We start from the raw sequence: 23,541 nt of genomic DNA on the forward strand, positions 1-23,541 counted from the left end.
GGGACCAGCCTCGGCCGAAGAAAACCGCGACATGTTCGCAGTCCTCTTATCAAAAAACGTGCCTGAATTGTGTCGCTGGATGGCGACGGAAGAACGAGTAAAACCAGATGGTTCGCGAATAATATGTTCCTTCGCGGGCCGAGTTCGAGTCCGGAAAAAAAGACGCCTTGTCCCGACATGAGGCAGGAGACCTCGTTGGCCCCGTATGCCGTGCCCCTATCGTATTCTGAGTTCCCTCGTCGGATTTACTCCTGATCAGCGTTGTTACTCGAAAGCACTGCTTCGGACAAGTCGCCCGGCATGATTCGCAATCGGATGCGAGAATGTCCGAAAAAGAGGATGTGTCTGAAAAAACGGAAAGGCCGACTCGAATCGGGCGGAACATGCAGCCAGAAGACTGAGGACAACAAGAACGCCGGGTCCATAAAAAATGGACCCGGCGTTCTTGTTTGTTGAAGAAGCGCCTCTAAGGCTCAGTGAGGCGATTGTTTGACGGGTGTTACTCTCCCCGCCCGGAGTCGCAGGGTTCGATGTTCGTGTCCGGGGTGGTGTGTTCCGCGGTGTCCGTGAGCACGCAGGCCGGCAGCGGGGCGACATCGGTTTCGCTGTAGGGGTTGGCCTCGGCCATCAGGTTCAGGATCCGCCAACGCTCGTTGACCTCGTGGTCCACGGCCTCGCGCAGCTTCTTGGCGTCTTCGGGGTTGGACTTGGCCAGGGCCGCGAAGCGGTTTTCGGTCAGCAGGAAGTCCTGGATGGTGCCGTCCGGGGCCTTGGAGTCGATGACCAGCGGGTTTTCGCCGCGCAGGGCCCGACGGGGGTCGTAGCGGAACAGGGGCCAGTAGCCGGATTCCACGGCCTTCTGTGTCTGCTCCTGGGTCTTGCCCATGCCCTTCTTCAGCCCTTGGTTGATGCAGGGGGCGTAAGCGATGATGATCGACGGTCCCTTGTAGCTCTCGGCCTCGGTCAGGGCCTTGAGGAACTGGTTCTTGTTCGCGCCCATGCCCACGGCGGCGACGTAGACGTAGCCGTAGGTCATCAGCATCCGGGCCAGGTCCTTCTTGCGGATCTGCTTGCCGGCCGCGGCGAACTTGGCGATGGCCCCGGTGGGCGTGGCCTTGGAGGACTGGCCGCCGGTGTTGGAGTAGACTTCGGTGTCCATGACCAGGATGTTGATGTCCTCGCCCGAGGCCAAGACGTGGTCCAGGCCGCCGAAGCCGATGTCGTAGGCCCAGCCGTCGCCGCCGAAGGACCAGACGGACTTCTTGGTGAACAGGTCGGCGCAGGCCTTGATTTCAGCCAGTTTCGGATCAGAGTTGTCGACCAGCAGAGCCTTGAGCTTGTCGCCGGCGGCCCGGGAGGCGGCGGGATCGTCCTTGCCGGCCAGCCAGGAACGCATGGCCGAAGCCAGTTCGCCGTCAACGCCGTTATTCAGGGAGGCTTCCATCAACTGGGCCAGACGGTCCCGGCGGTGGCGGATGCCCAGGCCGATGCCGAAACCGAATTCCGCGCAGTCCTCGAACAGGGAGTTGCCCCAGACCGGGCCGTGGCCGTCCTTGTTCACGGTGTACGGCGTAGAGGGAGCCGAGGCGCCCCAGATGGAGGAGCAACCCGTGGCGTTGGCAATGACCATCCGCTCGCCGAAGAGCTGGGTCATGACCTTGACGTAGGGGGTTTCGCCGCAGCCCGAGCAGGCTCCGGAGAATTCCATCAGGGACTTCTGGAACTGGCTGCCCTTGACCGAGGTCCGGCTCATGACGGTGTCCTTGAAGGGTACCGTGACGGCGAAGTCGTAGTTGGGGACCTGGGCCGGGGTCTGGGTGGCCAGGGGTTTCATGACCAGGGCCTTTTCCTTGGACGGGCAGATGTCCGCGCAGTTGCCGCAGCCCATGCAGTCCAGGGTGTCCACCTGGACGCGGTACTTCATGCCCTTGAGTTCCTTGCCCTTGGCCTCGACCACGTCGAAGGAGGCAGGGGCTCCGGCCAGCTCGTCGTCCATGGCCAGGACCGGCAGCAGGGCGGAGTGCGGGCAAACGAAGGCGCACTGGTTGCACTGGATGCAGTTCTCGGCAATCCATTCCGGAACCATGATCGCTACGCCGCGTTTCTCATACTGGGACGTGCCGGTGGGGAAAATCCCGTCCGGGGTGAAGCAGGACACGGGCAGCTTGTCGCCCTGCTGAGCCAACATGGGACGCATCACCTTGGAAACGAACTCCGGCACCTGACCAGGGGTTGCGGCCTTTCCGGAGAGATCGGCCCAGGAGGCGGGGTAGTCAACCGAGTGCAGGGCCTCGGTGGCTTTGTCCACGGCGGCGGTGTTCATGTTCACGATCTTGTCGCCCTTGGCGCCGTAGGCCTTTTTGATGGAGTCCTTGAGCATGGCCACGGCCTGCTCGAAGGGCACCACGTTGGCGAGCTTGAAGAAGACGGTCTGCATGATCATGTTGATCCGACCGCCGAGCCCGACCTCCTGGGCGATCTTCACCGCATCGATGGTATAGAATTTCATCTTCTTGGTGGCGATATCCCGCTTCAGGGAATCCGGGAGATGGGTCTCCAGTTCGTTCTGAGACCAGGGGGCGTTGAGCACGAAGGTTCCGCCGGGCTTGGCGCCTTCCAGCAGATCGTACTGGGTGACATAGGCTGAATTGTGGCATGCCACGTAGTCGGCCTGGGTGATCAAATAGGTGGACTGAATGGGGGATTTGCCGAAACGCAGGTGGGAAATGGTGATTCCGCCGGACTTCTTGGAGTCGTAGGCGAAGTAGGCCTGCACGAACATATCCGTGGCATCACCGATGATCTTGATGGCCTGCTTGTTCGCTCCAACCGTACCATCCGCGCCCAACCCCCAGAACTTGCACTGGATGGTGCCGACCGGGGTGACGTCCGGGAAGGACGGATCCAGCGGCAGGGAGCTGTTGGTGACGTCGTCTTCAATACCTACGACAAAATGGTTTTTGGGTTGGGCTTGGGCCATGTTCTGGTAAACCGCCGCGGCCATTCCGGGGCTGAACTCCTTGGAGCCAAGGCCGTAGCGGCCGCCCAGGAACTTCACACCGGTCAGGCCGCGCTCCAGGGCCGCGGTGCAGACATCCAGGTACAGCGGATCGCCCAGGGCGCCGGGCTCCTTGGTCCGGTCCAGGACGGTCACGGTCTTGACCGTGGCCGGAAGGACGTCGAACAGGGCGTCCGGGGCAAAGGGGCGATACAGGCGAACCTTGATCAGGCCGACTTTTTCACCTTTGGCCAGGAGGTGGTTGATGACTTCCTCAATGGTTTCGCAACCGCTGCCCATGGCGATGATCACCCGGTCAGCATCCGGTGCGCCCACATAGTCGAAGAGCTTATAGTTGCGACCGGTCAGCTTGCCGACTTTTTCCATGTATGCGGCAACAATTGACGGCACCTTTTGGTAGAAGGGGTTGGAGGCTTCCCGGCCCTGAAAGTAGATGTCGGGATTCTGAGCCGTGCCGCGAATGTGGGGATGCTCCGGATTCATGGCCCGGGTGCGGTACTTGGCCAAGGCTTCCATATTGATCAGCGCGCGCATGTCCTCATAATTTTCCACTTCGATCTTCTGGATTTCATGAGAGGTCCGGAAACCATCAAAAAAATGCATGAACGGGACCGAGGATTCAATGGCGCACAAATGTGCGATCAGGGCCATGTCGTGGGTTTCCTGAACGGAATTGGAGGCCAGCATGGCGAAACCGGTCTGTCGGGTGGAGTAGATATCCTGGTGGTCGCCGAAAATGGACAGGGCGTGGGCGGCAACGGCCCGGGCCGAGACGTGGAACACGCCTGGCAGCAGCTCGCCGGAAATCTTGAACATGTTCGGGATCATCAACAACAGGCCCTGGGAAGCGGTGAACGTCGTGGTCAACGCGCCGGCGGCCAGAGAGCCGTGTACCGCGCCGGCGGCGCCGGCCTCGGATTGCATTTCCCGGATGGAGAGCACCTGTCCCCAGGCATTCTTGCGGCCCACGGCCGCCCAGTCGTCACAGACCTCGCCCATGGTCGAGGACGGGGTGATGGGGTAAATGGCCGCAACCTCGCTCATGGCGTAGGCTACGTAGGAAGTGGCGGTATTGCCGTCGACGCTCATCATTTTTTTAGCCATGAAACAACCTCCGTGAAATGGGTAGCATTGAGAGGGACCAGTGCCGGGTCCAAATATTCGTTTGCCTGGCCCTACCAAAAAGCGTGCCGAAGACATAACGTGTCGCCCAGTGCATCAGTTTGGAAAAAAAGACGCAGGCGATTTCAGGTGAAAGGGGGAAAGGGCGAGGTGTACGTCTGAAAAAGTGGACGTGACGGACTGCGTCCAAGAAGGAACAAAAGCAAGATTTCATCTTAGACGTCTCGTAATAAAAAATCCAGTCCGGAATATCGCATTGTCCGAAAAAACGGACGACGGCGGGCCGCAACCGTCCAGCCCCGTGGCCGGGAGAAAAATCCTTGCCTTGGGCAAGGGAAGCGGATAACAGAAGCCGGATGCACGTTCTTCAAGGCCTGCTTCAAGACGAATTACCGATCATCAACGATCATTTGGCCCGGGAGACCCGGGAATTGCCGGAATTGGTCCGTGCCGTGGCCGAGCATGTGCTCATGGCCGGGGGAAAGCGGTTGCGGCCTTTGCTGACCATTCTTTTTTTCCGGTGCGTTGCTCGCGACACGGGTGAACGCATTTCGTCCGCGCCTTCTTCTTTTCCATATTCTCCTTCAGGCGGATCGGACATTTATCCTCTGGCCTGTTCCATGGAGTTTCTGCACTCGGCCACGTTGCTGCACGACGACATCCTGGACGCCAGCGACCTGCGCCGCGGCCGGACCACGGCCCATCTCGTCTACGGCAAGACCGAAACCATCCTGGCCGGGGACGTGCTGCTGGCCCTGGCCAACAGGCTCGTGGCCGAGTACGGCGACGCCCGGTTGAGCTGGAGAGTGGCCGAAGCCATCATGCGTACGGCTTCCGGAGAGATTCAGGAACTGGAGTGGATCAAGCGGCCCACCCTGTCCCAGGAGCACTACCTGGAGATCATCACCGGCAAGACGGCCTATCTGATTCAGGCGGCCTGTCATTGCGGGGCCTTGGCGGCCGGCGGGGACGAGCAAGCGGCCCAGACCGCTCTGGACTACGGCATCAACCTGGGTATCGCCTTCCAGCTCACGGACGACGCTCTGGATTACTCGACCACGGCCGAGGTGGCCGGGAAGCCCGTGGGCAATGATCTGCGGGAAGGCAAGCTGACTCTGCCCCTGATTTGTTACCTGGAAACCTTGCCCGAGGCCGAGCGCCTAGAAATTCTGACTTGGGTGCGAGCCCTGGGCGCGGCGGCCGATCCCGGCGCTCTCTCCGTTCAGGACACGGCCCGCCACGGTCGGGTCGTTCAGGCGGTGCGCGACGCAGGCTGCGTGGAAGAGACCCGCGCCCGGGCAGCCCGGTACGTCGCTTTGGCCGAAAAGGCGCTTTCCTCCCTGCCGGAATGTCCGGAACGCATCGCTCTTCTGGAAGCGCTTCAGCACACTCTTCACCGCGAAAAATAATCCCGGCTTTGCGGCTGGGAGCCAATCCGAAATGGTCGCCGCCCTATCCGACGCCGCTTTTTTTCAGCCCGAGCCGAATGCCTTAACTTGGCGCTTCGCAGTCTTTCCGCCTGGAAACCTATCCCAAACGTCCTTGCCTTCTTTCTTTTCTCACGTTCCACCGTGGGAGACAATGAACCGTGAACCCTGAACCGTGAACCCGAAGACTACAGGAGCGCCTATGTTGTGGCGGGTGGAAGTGGGCCTGCGGCCCCATGTGACGGATACCCTCGGAAACCGGGTCAGCCGGAAGATTTCGCAGGAGTTGGGCTTGGCCGTGGGCGATGTACGGACCATCAAAGTCTTTACCGTGGCCGGACTGGACGAAGCCCAGGTCCGTCTGGTCTTGGAGCGCCATGTGCTCCATGACCCCATCTTGCATCAAGCTTCCCTGGAGCCCTTGCCTGTTCCGGAAACCGGATTCGCCTGGACCCTGGAAGTGGGGTTCCGGCCCGGGGTGACGGACAACGAAGGTCGGACCGCGGGCCAGAGCGTGGCCATGGTCCTGGGGTTGCCCACGCCCCGGCCTAAGGATTTCGCCGTGTACACCTCCACCCGGTATCTGCTTTCCGGAAGGCTCGACGAATCCGACGCCCGGCGCATCGCCACGGACTTGCTGGCCAACGAACTGATTCAACGCTTCGACCTGAAGAGTTTGGCTCAGTGGCAAGCTGAACCCGGCTTCCCGGCCCGGGCCGCCCAGGTGATCGGTCGGCCCAGCGACGCGGTCCAATCCATTCCGCTTTCCGGCCTCAGCGACGCGGAATTGCTGGAGATCAGCCGCAAGGGCGTCCTGGCCCTCAGTCTGGAGGAAATGCAGGCCATCCGCGGCTATTACGAGCGGTCGGATATCCGCGCGGCCCGCGCAGCCCAGGGGTTGCCGGAATCCCCTACTGACGTGGAACTGGAAGCCCTGGCCCAGACCTGGTCCGAGCACTGCAAGCACAAGATTTTCAACGCCCGAATCGACTACCGGATCACGAATCCGGACGGTTCCCGGATGGCCGGGGGCGCTTCGAAAACCATCAATAGTCTGTACAAGACCTTTATCCAGAATCCCACGGCCTTGCTGCGTCGGCGCATGGGCGCGGACGACTTCTGCCTGTCCGTGTTCAAGGACAACGCCGGGGTGATCCGGTTCGACCAGGGTCACAACATCTGCGTGAAGGTGGAAACCCACAACAGCCCTTCGGCCCTGGACCCCTACGGCGGGGCCCTGACCGGGATCGTTGGCGTGAACCGCGACCCCATGGGCACGGGCCTGGGCGCGAACCTGCTCTGCAATACCGATGTCTTCTGCCTGGGCTCGCCCTTTTACGATCAGCCCCTGCCCCCTCGGCTGCTCCATCCCCGCCGGGTGCTGGAGGGCGTGCGCGAGGGCGTGGAGCACGGCGGGAACAAGTCCGGCATTCCCACGGTCAACGGCTCCCTGGTCTTTCACGAGCGGTTCCTGGGCAAGCCGTTGATCTTCTGTGGGACCGTGGGGATCATGCCGTCCGTGGTCGCCGGGCGGCCCAGCCATGCCAAGGAGGCCCGTCCCGGAGACGTGATCGTGATGATCGGCGGGCGGATCGGCAAGGACGGCATCCACGGGGCCACCTTTTCCTCCGAGGAGCTGCACGAGGACTCCCCGGCCACCGCGGTGCAGATCGGCGACCCCATCACCCAGCGCAAGATGTACGACTTTCTGATGACCGCCCGGGACCGGGGCCTGTACCGGGCCATCACGGACAACGGCGCCGGGGGCTTGAGTTCCTCGGTGGGGGAGATGGCCCAGGACAGCGGCGGTTGCGATCTGGACCTGAGCCTGGCCCCCCTGAAATACGACGGACTGACGCCCTGGGAAATCCTGCTCTCCGAGGCCCAGGAACGGATGACCGCCGCCGTGGCCCCGGAGGAACTGGACGCCTTCCTGGCCCTGGCCCGGCGCATGGACGTGGAGGCAACGGCCCTGGGAACGTTCACCGACAGCGGGTTGTTCCACATCCGTTTCGGCGACCGGGTGGTGGGCAGCCTGGAGATGGATTTCCTGCACAACGGCACGCCCCAGATGCGCCTGGAAGCCGTTTGGACGCCGCCGGAGCAACATGACGTCCGGATCGAACCCGGCGGTGACATCGACCATGGCGGACTATTGGAACGCATTCTTGGGCGGCTCAACGTGTGCAGCAAGGAGTACGTCATCCGCCAGTACGACCACGAGGTCCAGGGCGGCAGCGTGATCAAGCCCTTGATGGGTATCCTGGCCGACGGTCCCACGGACGCGGCGGTGCTTCGTCCGCTGCTGGATTCCCACCAGGGTTTGGTGGTCTCTCACGGAATCTGCCCCAAGTTCAGCGACCTGGACACCTATTGGATGACCGCCAATGCCGTGGACGAGGCCGTGCGCAACGCCGTGGCCGTGGGCGCGGACCCCGGGAGGATGGCCGGAGTGGACAACTTCTGCTGGTGCGACCCGGTCCAATCCGAAAAGACCCCGGACGGTCGCCACAAGCTGGCCCAACTGGTCCGGGCCAACCAGGCCCTGGCTCATTATTGCCTGGCTTACGGCGTGCCCTGCGTTTCGGGCAAGGATTCCATGAAGAACGACTACTCCGTGGGCGGGGTGAAAATTTCCGTCCCGCCCACCGTGCTTTTCAGCCTGGTGGGCGTGGTGGAGGATGTCCGGGCCTGCGTGTCTTCGGACTTCAAGCAGTCTGGAGATCTGATCTATCTGTTGGGCGTGACCCGCTCCGAACTGGGCGGTTCCGAGCTGGCCGACGAGCTGGCCGACAAGCTTGGAGTGGCTGGCGGACCAGCTACGGGATTGGTCCCCCAGGTGGACGCCCTGGCCAATCGCCGACGCTACCATACCCTGCACAAAGCCATCCGCTCCGGCCTGGTCCGGGCGGCCCACGATCTCTCCGACGGCGGCCTGGGGGCGGCCCTGGCGGAAATGGCCATCGGCGGACGCCTGGGTGCGCGGATCGATCTGGCCCCGGTTCCGACCTGCCCCCACGACCTGCCCGTGACAACCCTGCTCTACAGCGAATCTTCCGGTCGCTTGCTGGTCTGCGTGGCCCCGGATCAGGCATCGGAATTCGAAGCCCTGTTCACGGGCCAAACCCTGGCTCGCATCGGCCACGTGGACCAGAACCCGACACTGCGCATCACCAACGCCGAAGCCCCGGTGCTTGTCGCGTCCGTGGAACGTCTGGCCTTCGCGTGGAAAGCGACCATGGATTGGTGAGTGGGGAAATTGCGGAAATCATCAGTAAATTCAAAGAAATGAGGAGCAACAATTGACCGAAGCGAATAATAGCCAACAATCCCAGATAGCCGGGCCGAATCCTGAACTTCCCGAGGCCGAATTGGCCGGTTTGCCCGAGACGCTACGTGAGGGCTGTGCCCGGGCCGGGTGGTCCGACCTGACTTTGGTTCAGACCAAGGCCATTCCATACGTGCTGGCCGGACAGGACGTCATGGTTCAGGCCCGGACCGGAAGCGGCAAGACCGGGGCCTTTATCCTGCCTCTGCTGGAGCGGATCGACGTTTCCCGTCCGGATTGTCAGGCCCTGGTGCTGACTCCCACCCGGGAGCTGGCCCGGCAGGTGGCCGAGGAGGCCAAGGTTTTGGCCGGGGAGAGCGGGTTGAACGTGGTCCCGGTGTACGGCGGCGTGGGCTACCAGGCCCAGCGGGACGCCTTTCGGTTGGGCGCGCATTTGGTGGTGGGCACCCCGGGCCGGATTCTGGATCATCTGCTGGGCCGCAACCTGACCCTGGATCGCCTGCGCACCCTGATTTTCGACGAGGCGGACCGGATGCTTTCCGTGGGCTTCTACCCGGATATGCGCGAGCTGCAACGCTACCTGCCGTCCTCGGGCTACGACGCCTTCATGTTTTCTGCCACCTACCCGGAAAGCGTGATCCGTCTGGGGCGGGAGTTCCTGAGCGAGCCGGCCTTTCTTGGCCTGTCCGGGGATCAGGTGCATATCGCGGAAATCGACCATTCCTTCTGCGTGGTTCCGCCCATGCAGCGGGACAAGGTCTTGATCCGCCTGCTGGAGATGGAGAATCCCACCTCGGCGATCATTTTCTGCAACACGAAAAACAACGTGGAGTTCGTGGCGGCGATTCTCAAGCAGTACGGGTTCGACGCCGAGGATATTTCCTCCAATCTCACCCAGAACAAGCGCGAGGAAGTCCTGGCCCGGATCCGTTCCGGCAATCTGCGTTTTCTGGTGGCCACGGACGTGGCCGGACGGGGCATCGACATCCCCGGGTTGTCCCATGTCTTTTTGTACGAAGCCCCGGAGGACCCGGAGTCCTATATCCACAGGGCCGGACGAACCGGTCGGGCCGGTGCCTCGGGTTCGGTGGTCACCCTGGTGGACATCATGGAGAAGATCGAGCTGGGTCGGATCGCAAACCGGTTCGGGATCAAGATGCTGGAGCGTCCCGCCCCGGAGGAGGCCGACGTTCTGCCCGCGTTGGAGAACCGGATCACGGTGTTGTTGGAAAATATGCAACGCCGTTTGACCCTGGCCCAAAAAGAGCGGGCCGCCCGCTTTCTTCCAACCATCCCCAGGTTCGCCGAGAGCGAGGATACCGCGGCCCTGCTGGCCCTGCTCCTGGATGAGATGTACCAGCGCTCCATGAACGTCTCTCCGCCTCGTCCCGATGTCGAGGCCGAACCCAAGCGTCGGAAGAAGCCCGTTGTCCAGGTCTCACAGGCTGCCCAGGCCGATCCGTCCGTCGCGGCGGCCAGGAAGAAACGCCGCCGACGCAAGCCCAAGGCCAAGATCGAGGGAGCCGAAACAACGGCCGCTGAAAACGGGTCGGGGGGTATGGGCGGAGCTGAAGGCTGATCGTGATCCTGTAGACAGCCTCTAGGCGGCCTTCTCGTCGGCCCGCGTCACCAGGTCGCACACCGCCTCGAAATCCCGCTCCAAGCGTGGAAACAGGGCCCGAAGTGCGTCAAGGTCGTTGTTGCGGCCCGCGTCTTCCATTTTTCGGGCTGTCTCGGCCAGGAACGGGCAACTGCAGTTCAGGGCCGCGCCCTTCAGGCCATGGGCCTCGTTGCTCACGGCCCGTGCGTCGGCCCGTGCCAGATGGGCCTTGATGGCCGAGATCCGTGCGGCTCCGTTGTCAACCAGAGAACGGAGCACGTCATGAACCAGATCGTGATCCCCCATGACCCGGCCCAGAAGTTCCGGCTTGTTGCAGACAGTGTCGGTTTCCGTGGTCGACTTCATGCCTGACTCTATGCAGGATGCGGTCTTGGAAAGAGACTCGTCGGGTGAGTTTGCCGGTTTCGTCCATTGGATCACGGTTTCGTGCAAGGCCTCGAACCGCAGTGGTTTGGCCAGGTAGTCGTCGAACCCCGCGGCCAGGAACCGCTCTCGGTCTCCATGCACGGCGTGGGCGGTCAGGGCGATGATCGGCGTACGCCGATGGGGGGGCTGAGGGTTGAAACCTGAGACCTGAGGGCCGGAACTCTGACTTCCGGCTTCTGACTCCTGACTCCTTATTTTTCTCGTCGCCTCCAGCCCGTCCATGATCGGCATTTCGATATCCATGAACACCAGATCGTAGACCTGCTTTTTCACGGCGGCCACGGCTTTTTGGCCATTGTTCGCCGTATCCGCGAAAATGCCCATTTTCTGTAACATTTTCTGGGTCACGAGTTGGTTGACCGGGTTGTCCTCCACCAGCAAAACGCGAAGGCCGAGCCGAACTTGAGGAAGCTGTTCCATTTGTTCGGGCCGATGTGCTTCCCGAAGCATGGTTTGACTCGGACTTTCCGAGGCGCATGCGCTGGGCTGCTTAGCGAATTGAGCCGTGAACCAGAAGGAGGATCCCCGTCCCTCGGCGCTTTCCACGCCGATTTGCCCGTCCATCATTTCCGCCAGACGCTTGGAAATGGCCAAGCCAAGGCCGGTGCCTCCGAACTGCCGGGTGGTGGACGCGTCCACCTGCTGGAAGCATTGAAACAGGAGCTGGAGTTTGTCTGCGGGGATGCCCGGGCCCGTGTCGTGAACATTGAAGCGGAGATGTACCATATGGGGTTCACGGTTCACGGTTGGCTCCGGGTTGTTGTCGGAAGGTTTTGCCGTTGGCGCGATATCGCTGGGCGTAAGATTTCTCCTCCCTACGGCGACACCGCCGTTCGTCGTTTCACCAACCGTTGAACCGTTGAACCGTGAACCGTGAACCTCCGCAACAACAACCTCGATCTTCACTTCTCCAGTTTCCGTAAATTTTACGGCATTCCCACATAGATTGAGCAGGATCTGGCGCAGGCGCAGGGGGTCGCCCACAAGGGCGATGGGCACGTCGTCGTGTTTTTGCCAGGCGAGGTGCAGGCCTTTCGTCTGTGCCGTCACGGCCAGCATGTTCACCGTCGCGTCCAGAACCTCGGGGAGGGAAAAAGGCACTACTTCCAGTTCCAGCTTGTCCGCCTCGATTTTGGAAAAGTCCAGGATGTCGTTGATCAGCCCAAGCAGGGCCTCGCCGCTGGAGTGGATCACCTGGGCGTACCTGGACTGTTCCTCGTTCAACTCCGTATCCAGAAGCAGTTCGGTCATACCCACAACACCGTTCATGGGCGTACGGATCTCATGACTCATGGTGGCCAAAAAGCGGCTTTTGGCGATATTGGCCCGTTCCGCCTCGGACCTGGCCGCCTTCAGCTCTTCCTCCCGACGTTTGCGTCGGATGACGTTGACCAGGAGTTCCGCCAGGACCTTGAACAGCTTGATCTCCGTGGCCGACCATTCCCTTCGACGCTGGACCGAGTCGAAACCCACGAACCCGATGCACTCCTGGCCGTCCAGCAACGGCACTGAGAGCACGGAGAGGATGCCTTGGTCCGCCAGATGCTTTCGCAAGGGGTCAGCTTCGGACATGGCGCTTACGTCGTCGATGTAGAAAGGCTCTCCGGATCGGTGGTGGTTGACCTGGTTCGGGGCTTCGTCGAACGAGACGCTTTGGAGGTTGCTGATTTCCGGCTCAACCCCCGGGGGGCACCATTCATATGTGTTGCGCATGGTTTGCTGTTGAAAATCGTAGGAGAAAATATAAACGCGATCGGTCTTGGAAAACGCTCCTACCCGGGCCAGGGCTTCCTGCAGGGCCTCGTCCAGGAAATCCATGGGCACGTTCAGGAAGAGCAAGGAGAGGTCCATAAGCAGGTGCTGCAGGTCGATCTGGTACTGGATCTGCTCGCGGGCCGCGACCCGTTCACTGATGTCCTGGACCGCTGAAAAAATGTGCGGCTCTCCATGAAAATGAATCATCCTGGCGAACATCAGTCCGGTGAGCATCTTTTGGTTTTTCATCCGAAAAGTGGCTTCAAAGTGGGAGCATGCTCCATTCTTTCGCAGCAAGTCCAGGAACACGTCTCGCTGTTCGGGATGTTCCCAAATATTCAGTCCCAGCGTGGTTCTGCCCAGGATTTCGTGACGGCTGAAGCCGCTTAACGTCATGAAAGCCTCATTGATTTCTATGATCTCGCCGTCTTTCATTCGGGTCAGGATCAGCGGGTTGGGGCTGGTATGGAACAGAGTCTGAAAACGTTCCTGGGTCTCGCGCAGGTTTTGTTCCATCCGGTGCCGGTCCGAAATGTCGGACAAGGTCAGCAGGACTCTGCTCCGGTTGTCCGCCGTCAGCCTGGCCGTGGCCGCCAGCAGGACCACGTCCCGGTGACCCTCCCCACTGACCAACGTGGTCCGGAATTCGATGTCCTGAAACGGAACGCCGGTTTGGAGCGTGTTCCGAATGGCGTTGTTCACCTCGCACGTGGTGCAGCTTTCGCCGTATCCGCACCCTCGCGGGTGTTCTTGAGCCCTGATGCATCCGAACACGCCGCAGGCCCGGCCGAGGCGCAAGTCTTCGATGCTCATGCCCAGAAAGTTGCGCATGGCCCGGTTGGCGAACAGGATGCGTTGTTCCTCGTCCAGGGCGCAGATCATGGCCGGGGTGCTGTCGAACACGGCCATGATCTCGTCGGTTGCGGTCATGTTTGCGGTCGGTGTGGGATTTTCAGACATACTTGAGGAGAGGCGGTTGATGACGCAATGAGGAATGCCCTCATACATTTTCGCGACATTACGGAAACGTCGCCGGGGAGGCAAGATATTCATGAGGTTGGACCGGCTTTCCGATGCTGATCAGGCGACGATCCGAAAGTGTTTCGAAAGTATTTTGGGAGCGTTTTGGAAAGTCTTGTGGTTCATTTTGGAACCTTGTAGGGAAAATAGAAGCGGAAAGGTCGAGAGCCTTGAACAACGAGGCAAGGGTCGCGGCATAACGGCTGAGCCAAACACCTGATTATCCGATTTACAGAGGACATCATGCACCTCCACTTTCTTGAGGTCCCGAACTCCACGAACCTGGGCGCGCTGATCCAGCGGGTCGCGGACGATCCGGACGCCCGCTCCCTGATGATTCTGGCTTGCGACGCGGATAATCTGCAGGCCGAGGCTCTGAACCCGGTCCTTCGGTCCTGCCCGAAGCCGGTTTTCGGCGGCGTGTTCCCGCGCATCATCCACGACCGGAAAGCCCTGGAGCACGGGGCTCTGGTGATCGGGCTGCGTTTCGAAGCAAAGTGCGGCGTGATTCCCGGACTGAGCGATCCGGCGGGGGACTATTTCGGGACCATCCTGGACCTGTTCGGCGAAATGGACCCCACGGAGCAGACCATGTTCGTGTTCGTGGACGGGCTGAGCACCCGGATCACGGCCTTGATCGACTCTCTGTTCAACTGTCTGGGCCTGTTGCCCAACTATATCGGCGGCGGTGCGGGGTCCTTGAGTTTTCAGCAAAAGCCCTGCTTGTTCACCAACCACGGGCTGCTTCAGGATGCCGCGATCCTGGCCCTGGCGGACACCCGAAGCTCCATCGGCGTGGCCCACGGATGGGTCCCGATCAGCGATGCCTACAAGGTCACCGAAGCCGATCACAACACGGTGATCAGCCTGAACCGGCGGCCGGCTTTCGAGGTGTACAAGGAAGTCGTGGAGGCCCATTCCGGCCGGACTTTTGCCGCGGAACCGTTTTTCGACTTGGCCAAGTCCTATCCTTTGGGCATTGCCAAGCTGGACGCGGAGATGATCGTCCGCGATCCGATCATCCTGGACGGAACCAAGATGGTCTGCGTCGGCGATGTGGCCGAGGGCGGCCACGTGCATATTCTCAGCGGGAACCCGGACTCCCTGGTGGCCGGGGCGGCTCACGCCCGGGAACTGGCTGAGGCCGGGATTTCCGAAGAAGAAGGCTCAGGCCGGTCGATGCTCTTCGTGGACTGCATTTCCCGTGTCCTGTTTTTGGAGAATGATTTTGATCGGGAGTTGAAGGTGGTGGATGTGGGCCTGCCCATGGCCGGGGCCCTGACCCTGGGGGAAATCGCCAATACCGGAGACGCCTACCTGGAATTTTACAACAAGACGTCGGTGGTCGGAATTTTTGATGACCAGCGTGCCTGAGCGCCTCCCATCTCCACCCTTGTCCCCTATGGCCACGGCCCTGCTCATCGGGCTGTTCGGAGCGGCCGGGGCTTTGGCCCGGTACGGGATATCTTCGGCGGCCTCCCTGCTGCCGGGCCCCTTTCCCTGGGGCACCTCCCTGGCCAACGTCCTGGGCTGCTTCCTTTTCGGCCTGATCTGGGCGCTTTCCGAGCAACGCGCCCTGATCCCCAAACCCCTGGGCCTCGTCCTGCTGACCGGCTTCGTCGGCTCCTTCACCACCTTTTCCACCTACGTCTTCGAGGCCGAGGTATTGCTCCAGCAGGGTCTATGGCTGATCCTCGCCCTGAAAATCATCGGGCAAAACCTGCTGGGCTTCGCGGCCCTGGCCGCGGGGTTTCGGGTCGGGTGGTGGGGAGGGGAACGATGAAACGGCTCGCGGGGTGTCATAATTTCGCTCTCTTCTTGGTGACCTTGCGTCCTGTACGAAGCGGGCGGTTCATTCTTCACGTCAACAGATTTGAACCATCCCGTAAACTCTTCAACAGAACGCAGGTGAGGAGTTACGCTGTCGAAAATCAGAACAGAAATCCGATCACGTAACGTCCGCCGGTAAAGACCAGAATGAAGGCCAGGAGCCACTTGATGGCCTGGGCCGGGACGAATTTTTGCATCCGGGCTCCGGCGTACATGCCGATCATCCCCCCCACGCCCATCAGAATGCCCAGGGTCCAGTCCGGGGCCACGGCCATGTGCGGGTAGAGCGGGGCGATGGCCTGGTAGAAGACGGCCGCCACCACGGACGTGATGAACGTGCTCATCAGGCAGGCTCCGGCGATGGTGTACACCGGCAGCTGGAACACGGCCACGAAGAAGGGGGCGATGATGGCCCCGCCGCCGATGCCGTACATCCCGCCGACAACGCCGACAATGGCGCTGAGCCAGAAGATGCCCATGGTCGGGGCGCTGATGTTCTCACCGTAAAAGGAGTAATCGATGGTCTTCAGCCCGATCTGGTCAACTTTGACTCTTGGAAGGGGCTCTCCGGACCTGGCTTCCTTTTTCCGAAACCCGGCCACCAATTCTTGAAATCGTTTTTCCGATGAAGCCTTGTCCGATCCGGGAGCAGGCCCCTTGATCTGTGAGCGGACCATGATGAAGCCGATATACAGCAGCACCAGTCCGGCAAACGCCTTGAAGTGGGTCGGGTCGGGAAGGTATTTGACCCGCAGGATGACGCCCAGCAAAACGCCGGGCACGGTTCCGGCGATGACCACCCAGGCCAGGGGCCAGACCATCCGGCCTTCCCGGATGAAGCGGTAGACTCCGCTGGGAATGGCCACGATGTTGAACAGGTGATTGGTGGCGCTGACCGCCGGGGTGACGAAGCCCAGCACGCTCATCTGAAAGGGCAGCAACAGGTTGGCCCCGGATACGCCGCCCATGGAGCAGATGAAGGCCACGGCAAAACCGGCCGCAAAGGGAATCCACGGGGCCACTTCGACTCCGGAGACGGGGAAAAGCATGGGGAACCTCCTGGCTTGAGGACGACGGGCAGTTCTGCCTCCGGAGCTTCGGGAAGCTTCCGGCATTCTTGATCCGGGCGATTAACATGAAAAATATTTATTGCGTGTCAGTTCAGGGCTACACCCGGAAGATTGTCGTGTCAACGGGCCGGGCTTGCGGGATTCAGGGCTATTTTGATTTCTGAAAAATATCTATAATTTCAGAGTCGTAGATTGTAGGGTGTTCAAGCCCCCCCCCAAGGGAAGGCCAGCAATCATCGAAATCGACATCGAAATCGAAATCGAAATCGGAATGTTACCAAAAATCGATTTCGATCACGATTTCGGTTTCGATACCGATCCAGAGTGCCCGTGGTTCGAGAACAAAATTGCCCTGCTTGCGGGATTCAAACAGCGATGCCGGTCGGCTGGCGTTGTAAGGTGCCGCGTCATCTCTCTTGCCCGCTCAGGACCACATGCAGCCGGACCAGATGCAGGTCGTCGTACCCGACGGTCCCTTCCAGGGCGTCGAACACCGGGCGGAGGCGGTCCGGGCCGTGTTCGGCGAAGGCATTGAGAGCCCGGTCCAGGGTGTCCGGGGGCAGGGAAATTTGGTCGGCCAGGGTGTCGCCGCGAACGGGGCGGCCGGCCTGGAGGGCTTGCCAGAGGTGGTTGATGATCGTGCCCGGTTTGACCGAGAATGTTTCGCAGAGTTGGGCGATGGTCCGGCCCTGCTCGTGCAGCGCGAGGACTTCCAGGGTCCGGGCGCCCAGGCCTTCGGTCTGCTTGCGGGGGACGGCGGGTTGGGCTGAGGGGAACTGTTCGGCGATGCCGCGCTTTGCGCAGTAATCGCGGATTATGGGCAGGAATTCCTCGGCATAGCGGGCCAGCTTGGCCTCGCCGACCCCGTGGACCATGGCCAGGGCGCCGGGGGACTGGGGAAACAGCGCGGCCATTTCCACCAGGGTGCGATCCGAGAAAATCACGTAGGGCGGGACATTGGCCGCCTCGGCCAGGGCCTTGCGCTTGGCGCGCAGCAGCGCGAACAGATCCGGATCATGGTCCCGGCCCGTCGGGCCGGAGGACGGCGCGGCGGCGTGGTCCGGCTCGGGAAGCACGCCCAGGACCTTGCGGCCCCGGAAGACTTCGTAGGCCTCCGGCCCGAGGCGCAGGCCGCCGTGTTCCATGTCCTGGATCAGCAGGCCCTGCTGGATGAACTGGCGGGCCAGATGCTGCCACTGCTTCTTGGAGTACTCCAGGCCGATGTTGTAGGTGGACAGGGCGTCGTGGCCCCGGCTGAGCACCTTTTCCGAGCGGGAGCCGCGCAGCACGTCGATGACGTGGGTCATCCCGAACATCTCGCCGGTGCGCTTGACGCAGGACAGGAATTTCTGGGCGGCCACGGTCATGTCCTCGGGCTCCCGGCGCGGGGTGAGGCAGTTGTCGCACATCCCGCAGTTTTCTTCCGGATACGACTCGTTGAAGTAGCTCAGCAGGGGAATCCGGCGGCAGACCGTGGATTCGGCGTAGCCGAGCATGGCTTCCAGCTGCATCCGGGCCGGTTTTTGTTGGGCCGGGTCCATTTTCTTGATGAAGGAGGCCGTGGTCTGCACGTCGCCGTAGGTGAACAGCAGCAGACAGTCCGCCCGCAGCCCGTCCCGCCCGGCCCGGCCCACCTGCTGGTAGTAGCTCTCCAGGTTTTTGGGCAGGTCGTAGTGCACCACGTAGCGGATGTCGGACTTGTTGATGCCCATGCCGAAGGCGATGGTGGCCACCATGATCCGGACATCGTCGCGGATGAACCGGCGCTGGTGACGCATCCGGGTGGGGGCGTCCAGGCCGGCGTGGTAGGGCAGGGCATCGTGGCCCCTGGAGCGCAGCATTTCGGACAGTACGTCCACTTGCTTGCGGGTGGCGCAGTAGATGATTCCGGCCTGGTCCGCACGGGCCTGAACAAATTCCATAAGTTGGTCCGCGGCCCGTGCCTTGGGGGCAACCTCCAGAAAAAGATTTTCCCGGTTGAAGCCGGCCAGGTGCGTCTGGGCGTCGCCAATGCCCAGGGCGGCCTTGATGTCCCGGCGGACCAGCTCCGTGGCCGTGGCCGTGACCGCCAGGCAGACCGCGGCGGGCAGCAGGCGGCGAACTTCCAGCAACCGGCGGTACTCCGGACGGAAATCATGGCCCCATTCGGAAATGCAGTGGGCCTCGTCAATGGTCAGGCAGTCCACGGCCACGCTTTTCAGGAGTTCCAGAATTCCGGGCAGAAGCAGGGTTTCCGGAGCCGCGTAGAGCAGTTTGACCTGCCCGGCCCGGATATCCGTCAGCACCGCCTGATACTCGTGCCCCGGAAGGGTGCTGTTCAGAAACACGGCGGGCAGCCCCAGTTCCCGGGCCTGCATCACCTGGTCTTCCATCAGGGCGATGAGCGGGGAGACCACCACGGTCAGCCCCGGAAACATCAGGGCCGGAAGTTGGTAGCACAAGGACTTGCCGCTGCCCGTGGGCATGATCGCCAACGTGTCCCGCCTGGCCAGCACATCGGCAATGACCTCGGCCTGTAATGGCCGAAAGGCGTCGTAGCCAAAGACCTGCTTGAGGATGGTCGCCGGGTCGGCGGAAGCGAACCGGCTCAGGTCCAGGAGCGGAAGGGGCGGCGAAACGGACTCGGGCCGTGCTGCTTCCTCCAGGTCTTGATCCTGGTTCCCCGGCATGTCCGCGTCCGTGAGCGGCGGGGCGTCGTCTTCCGGCGGGGCGAAGCGATCCGTTGGATCGGGCTCGTCCGCTCCGTCCGTCACGCTCACTCCGTCCATCGCGTCTTCATGGCCGGGCTGCTCGCTCAACCCCGAAGCATCCCGCCGTGCCGGCACCGCTGCCTGGGAGATCAGCGCGCCGTGTTCGTCGATATGGACCACGGGCACGCCTTCCGCCGCCAGACTCGTTCCGATCAACAGGGCCCGGTGACAGTGCTCCGGCCTGGCCTCGCAACAGAGCAGGGCCACGCGGGCCTGCTGGGCAAAGGCCTTGCGCAGCCGGGCCAGCCCCCGGCGGAAGGCCGGGGAGTGAGTCGGGGACTGCCGCGGATTGTCCTTGCCCGGCCCAGGTGCCGCGCATTCTTCGGAATCGTCCGGCAAGCCTCCCAGGTCGTCGCCCATGAACACGTAGCGCGGACCGTTCGCTTTCAGCCGCTCTTCCAGGGCTTTCTTGGCGTATTCCGGACGCCGCTTGGAGTACGGTTTGGAGCGGACATCCAGGAGATAGTCGATGTCGTGCGCCCGGAGCAGATCCAGTAGTTCCTCAATGGTTCGGGAGCCGTAGCCGATGGTGAAGATGGGAATTGGATGCATGGGGCGAGGGGCTTGGCGGATCAGGGGGACGTGTCAGGAGAGGTTTTAGGAGAGGTTTTAGCGTCTTCCTCCGGAAAAGGCCCTTTGTCGATCAGGCCGTGATTGCGCAGGATTTCCAGGAGCATTTCCGGCTCAAAGGGTTTGGTCAGATAGGCGTCGGCCCGTTCCTCGAACTGGGCCTTGAGGATGTTGTCATAGTCCGCAAGGCTCGAAACCATCACGGCCTTGGTCCGGATGCCGCCCAGGCGCTGCTCTTCCAGGCGGCGGATCATGCTCAAGGCCTGGTGCCCGTCCAGAACCGGCATCTCGATGTCCATCAGGATCAGGTCGAACAGCTTTTTGTCCTCCAGGGACCGAATAAAGGCGTTCACGGCCTGTCTTCCGTCGGGCACCTGAACGACCCGGCCGTAGGGCGCCACGATCTCCCGAAGATGTTCCCGCATGCTTCGGCTGTCCTCAACAATCAGCGTGCGCATAGACTGTCCTTGTTTTGATGGTGACACGGACTAATCCGGTTTCGATTTGGGACGTTTTTTCGAGACTTTCGCCGAAGGCCCGGCGGGTCGCGGTCGCGAGTCTCTTTTTCGATCCATGCCCGTCGATTCTTTGGAAGAGGCTTGCTTCGGTTTGTCGGAAACGGTCGCCTTGGGCATGGTTCCTTGCTTCGGTTTCGGCTTGTCCGTTCCGGACTTTGTTTTGCCCGCGGTCGAAGACAACTCGGCCACCACGGCATGGCTTTTGGGGTCGCGCCAGGAAGGTTCAGCAAGGCGGACGGGGACGAGATCGCCGGAGCGCGTACCGGGTGCGCCCGGCGCGGAGAGGATCAACAGTTTGCCCTGGGCCGCGCAGCCGTAGCGTCCGATCATTTGTCCGTGGTCCCGTGTCGGAACGGAAAATTCGGCGCTGATGACTCTGGCCGATCCCGCCCCGGCGTCCGGGGCTTTGGGGGCCGGGGCGGGATCGGCCACATCGGGCCCGGCCAAATACGCGTAGCTCAGGCTCACGTCCCGTTTGGTCAATTCGGCTTCCCGGGACAATTCCGCGAGCCAGGGCGGACAGCCGCGGGTGGACAGGGTGAAATGGCACCAGGATGTTTCCCGGTATTCGAGCATCGGACAGGCCTGGTGATGGGTGCAGGGGCCGAGCACGCGCCAGCCCTCGGCCACGGAGCTTTCCCGGACCAGGCTGACCAGCTTCCCGCCGAGGCGGTTTCCGGGCTCCACGAACAGGCACCGGCCGCCGTGCCGCTGATGCGCGGCCACGGTCCGGAAAAAATCCGCGACTTGTTCGCCGAGAGGATCCCGGCGATGCCAGGGCAGTTCGTTCAGGAAATTGGCCGCGGTGAGCAGGTCGGCCCGGGGCAGGTCTTTGAGGCCCACGTGCCACGGGGCGTGAACGAGATGGATTTTCCACCGGCTTTGGCCCTGGGCCAACGTGTTTTCCAGGCTGTTCACCAGGCCGTGGTACAGTTTCCGGCCTTCGCGCATCGGCTTGGGCGTGGCGTCCAGGCAGTGGAAGTGCAGCTCCCTGGTCAACAGGTCCGGCCTGGCCAAGGCCAAAGCCTGGACCACGGTCAGCGGTCCGGAGCCCAGGTCCACGATGGTCGCACCGTCGGGCAGGTCCAGGTCCAGTCCGCCCAGCAGTCGGCTCAGGCGCACCAGGTTCCAGGGCAGGAAGTACCACAGATAGGCCCCCAGGGCCGCCGGAGCGTGCAGGTAGTCCCGCCCCAGAAATTCGGCGCGGTCTTCGATGAGAAACGAGGACAGTTCCTGAATGTTGTCCGCCAGCCTGCGCCGATGGGCGGCCTTCATCGGCATGACCTCCCGCAGCAGGTCGGCGTAGTCCGTCAGGGCCCGCTGGGCAGCAACGGAAAGATCGGGAAACGGCGCGCCGGAGAAACCGGGGGTGCCGACAGGGCGAGATGGGGCGTCAGACATGGCGAAAGACCAACCTTTGCGTGTAGTGTGAAAAAAAATCCGGTTCCTGGCCGATATTCAGGGTCGTGATCATCGGCGCGGTCCTTTCGATCCAGTCCCTGGCCTCGGGGTTGTTCACCAGCAGGGCGGCCCCGGCCAGGGAACTGTTGCCCACGGGATGGATCCGGCGTCGGTAGCCGGGCGGGACGAAACCCAGTTCCTCCAGGGCGGAAAGATCCGCATGCTCGCCCAGGGCCCCGGCCAGATATACGGCCCGCAGCGCCTCCGGTTGAATGCCGCCCTCGGCCAGCAGCCGGGAAAAGGCCAGATTGAAGGCCGCTTTGACCTTGAGCACCTCTTCCACGTCGCGTCCGGTCAGGTAGACGTCCGGACCGAGCAAAAAGCGCCGTTCACCGTCCCGGTCCGCCAAGCCCAATCCGACCCGCCGGGCCAGAGGGCTGTCCCCGGCCGCGAAGCCCCCGGTGCGGTCCAGGAGCCCCAGGCGCAGCAGCCCGGCCAGCAGGGCCAGGTACCCGGTCCCGGAAATTCGCTGTCGATCCGATTTTCTTTGGGCCTCGCTTCTGTTTCCCGCACCTGAGTCTTCCCTGTCCGGGTCTTCAAGGGGCCGGGGCCGCAGTCCAAACGGCGTCACGGCCACGTCCACCCAGACCCCGGGCAGGGCCGCGGAACCACAGGACATGCCGATGCCTTCCAAAGCCGGCCCCATGGGCACGCTGGCCGCTAAATACCGCTTTGGCCCCAGGGCCAGAATGAACTCGCCGTTGGTTCCCAGGTCCGCCAGGAGGAACGGATAGGTCGGCGGGGGGGCGGCGGTGAAATGCAGGGCCGCGAGTCCGGCGCTGAGGTCGCCGCCGATAAACGGCGCTGGTTGCGGCGGGATGTAGGTTCGCCCGCCGTCGGGGCTCCCGGTATCTTCTGGAGCGCCTTCGCTCGCTGTTTCTGGGTTCGCTGTTTCCGGGTTCGTTGTTTCCGGCAGCGCTTCCTGAAAAGGCAGCCTGGTCCAGAATCCGCCTTCGTGGGGCTTCTGATACGGGGCCGCGGCCAGCCCCTTCAGCGGCCATTCCAGCAGCAGGGCAGTCATCACCGTGTTCCCGGCCACGCAGATCCGCTCCACCGGAGCAGGCAGGGCCATGGTCAGTTCGCGCAGCCGTCGCGACACCACGTCCCGGAGCATCCGGGCGTTGTCCGGAGCGGCCAGGGCGAATCCCAGCCGGGACATCACCTCGCTGCCGGCGGCCAACTGCGGATTGAGTTCCCGCCCCTGGGCCAGGACGCCCTTGTCGTCCAGGAATTGCCAGTGCAGGCTGGTGGTCCCCAGGTCCACGGCCAGGGCCAATGACCCGCTGACGGCCCGCTCCAGGGCGATTCCCTTCGTTTCGAAAGCACCGGCAAATTCGGCGGCAGTTCCGGGAAACGCAAACGGCAGCCGGACCCTCAGTCCGCCTTCGGCCTGGCGGCGGCAGGCCAATCGCCCGCCTTGCTCCAGGATCTCCGGGGCCAGGGTCTTCCGTTCGTCCGTCGTTGGCTCGGAATCGCCAGCCACATACACCAGACAATGACCGCATCGCCCCAGACCGCTGCAAAACGGCTTCGTCGGCCAAAGTCCCTCCAGAAACAAGACTTGGGCCAGGGTCCGTTCCGGAGTTATCCGGACCAGTCGGGTGAACCGGAGAGCGTCCTCGACGACAAGCACGTCGGCCGCGCCGGATTCGCTGGTCACCGG

12 protein-coding genes are annotated in these 23,541 nt (G+C 62.3%); 5 read left to right on the top strand and 7 right to left on the bottom strand.

Going from position 1 to position 23,541, the window contains the following annotated elements; genetic code table 11:
* Positions 1-499: 499 nt before the first annotated feature.
* Positions 500-4,123 (bottom strand): pyruvate:ferredoxin (flavodoxin) oxidoreductase, encoded by a 3,624-nt coding sequence (gene nifJ, locus DESLA_RS0100915; RefSeq protein WP_028571026.1) that lies wholly within the window; start codon positions 4,121-4,123, stop codon positions 500-502.
* A gap of 374 nt (positions 4,124-4,497) precedes the next feature.
* Here nifJ and DESLA_RS0100925 point away from each other — a divergent pair, with 374 nt between their 5' ends.
* From DESLA_RS0100925 to DESLA_RS17895, 3 genes are all read left to right on the top strand, one after another.
* A complete protein-coding gene (locus tag DESLA_RS0100925; RefSeq protein ID WP_028571027.1) occupies positions 4,498-5,550 on the top strand; it encodes a polyprenyl synthetase family protein in 1,053 nt (350 codons plus the stop codon).
* A 220-nt stretch (positions 5,551-5,770) separates the two neighbouring features.
* Positions 5,771-8,818: an AIR synthase-related protein gene (locus tag DESLA_RS0100930; protein WP_028571028.1), complete on the top strand. Its 3,048-nt coding sequence runs from the start codon at positions 5,771-5,773 to the stop codon at positions 8,816-8,818.
* Between the two features lie 52 nt (positions 8,819-8,870).
* Positions 8,871-10,436, top strand: coding sequence for a DEAD/DEAH box helicase (locus DESLA_RS17895; RefSeq protein WP_051434254.1), 1,566 nt, complete (start codon positions 8,871-8,873; stop codon positions 10,434-10,436).
* Positions 10,437-10,457: 21 nt separating this feature from the next.
* On the opposite strand, the gene DESLA_RS21340 is transcribed toward DESLA_RS17895, so the two are convergent.
* Positions 10,458-13,589: an ATP-binding protein gene (locus DESLA_RS21340; protein WP_051434255.1), complete on the bottom strand. Its 3,132-nt coding sequence runs from the start codon at positions 13,587-13,589 to the stop codon at positions 10,458-10,460.
* A gap of 333 nt (positions 13,590-13,922) precedes the next feature.
* Between DESLA_RS21340 and DESLA_RS17905 the strand changes: the two genes are divergently transcribed.
* Both DESLA_RS17905 and DESLA_RS0100955 read left to right on the top strand, forming a co-directional pair.
* Positions 13,923-15,053 (top strand): FIST signal transduction protein, encoded by a 1,131-nt coding sequence (locus DESLA_RS17905; protein WP_051434256.1) that lies wholly within the window; start codon positions 13,923-13,925, stop codon positions 15,051-15,053.
* Entirely contained in the window at positions 15,037-15,462 is a 426-nt protein-coding gene (locus DESLA_RS0100955) for a fluoride efflux transporter FluC (protein ID WP_435050747.1), read from the top strand. The genes DESLA_RS17905 and DESLA_RS0100955 overlap by 17 nt, the downstream gene beginning before the upstream one ends.
* Positions 15,463-15,610: 148 nt before the next feature.
* Here DESLA_RS0100955 and DESLA_RS0100960 read toward each other — a convergent pair whose 3' ends face one another.
* The 5 genes from DESLA_RS0100960 to DESLA_RS23080 all read right to left on the bottom strand — a co-directional run bounded on the left by DESLA_RS0100960 (position 15,611) and on the right by DESLA_RS23080 (position 23,538).
* Positions 15,611-16,558 (bottom strand): sulfite exporter TauE/SafE family protein, encoded by a 948-nt coding sequence (locus tag DESLA_RS0100960; RefSeq protein ID WP_028571031.1) that lies wholly within the window; start codon positions 16,556-16,558, stop codon positions 15,611-15,613.
* Between the two features lie 428 nt (positions 16,559-16,986).
* A complete protein-coding gene (gene recQ / locus DESLA_RS0100965; RefSeq protein WP_084031789.1) occupies positions 16,987-19,881 on the bottom strand; it encodes a DNA helicase RecQ in 2,895 nt (964 codons plus the stop codon).
* A gap of 20 nt (positions 19,882-19,901) precedes the next feature.
* Positions 19,902-20,357, bottom strand: a complete 456-nt coding sequence (locus DESLA_RS17910; RefSeq protein WP_051434257.1) for a response regulator — start codon at positions 20,355-20,357, stop codon at positions 19,902-19,904.
* Positions 20,358-20,387: 30 nt separating this feature from the next.
* Entirely contained in the window at positions 20,388-21,818 is a 1,431-nt protein-coding gene (locus DESLA_RS17915) for a small ribosomal subunit Rsm22 family protein (protein WP_028571033.1), read from the bottom strand.
* Positions 21,811-23,538: an ASKHA domain-containing protein gene (locus DESLA_RS23080; protein ID WP_028571034.1), complete on the bottom strand. Its 1,728-nt coding sequence runs from the start codon at positions 23,536-23,538 to the stop codon at positions 21,811-21,813. The genes DESLA_RS17915 and DESLA_RS23080 overlap by 8 nt, the downstream gene beginning before the upstream one ends.
* Between the last annotated feature and the right edge of the window lie 3 nt (positions 23,539-23,541).

This window comes from Desulfonatronum lacustre DSM 10312 (assembly GCF_000519265.1).
Lineage (GTDB): Bacteria > Desulfobacterota > Desulfovibrionia > Desulfovibrionales > Desulfonatronaceae > Desulfonatronum > Desulfonatronum lacustre.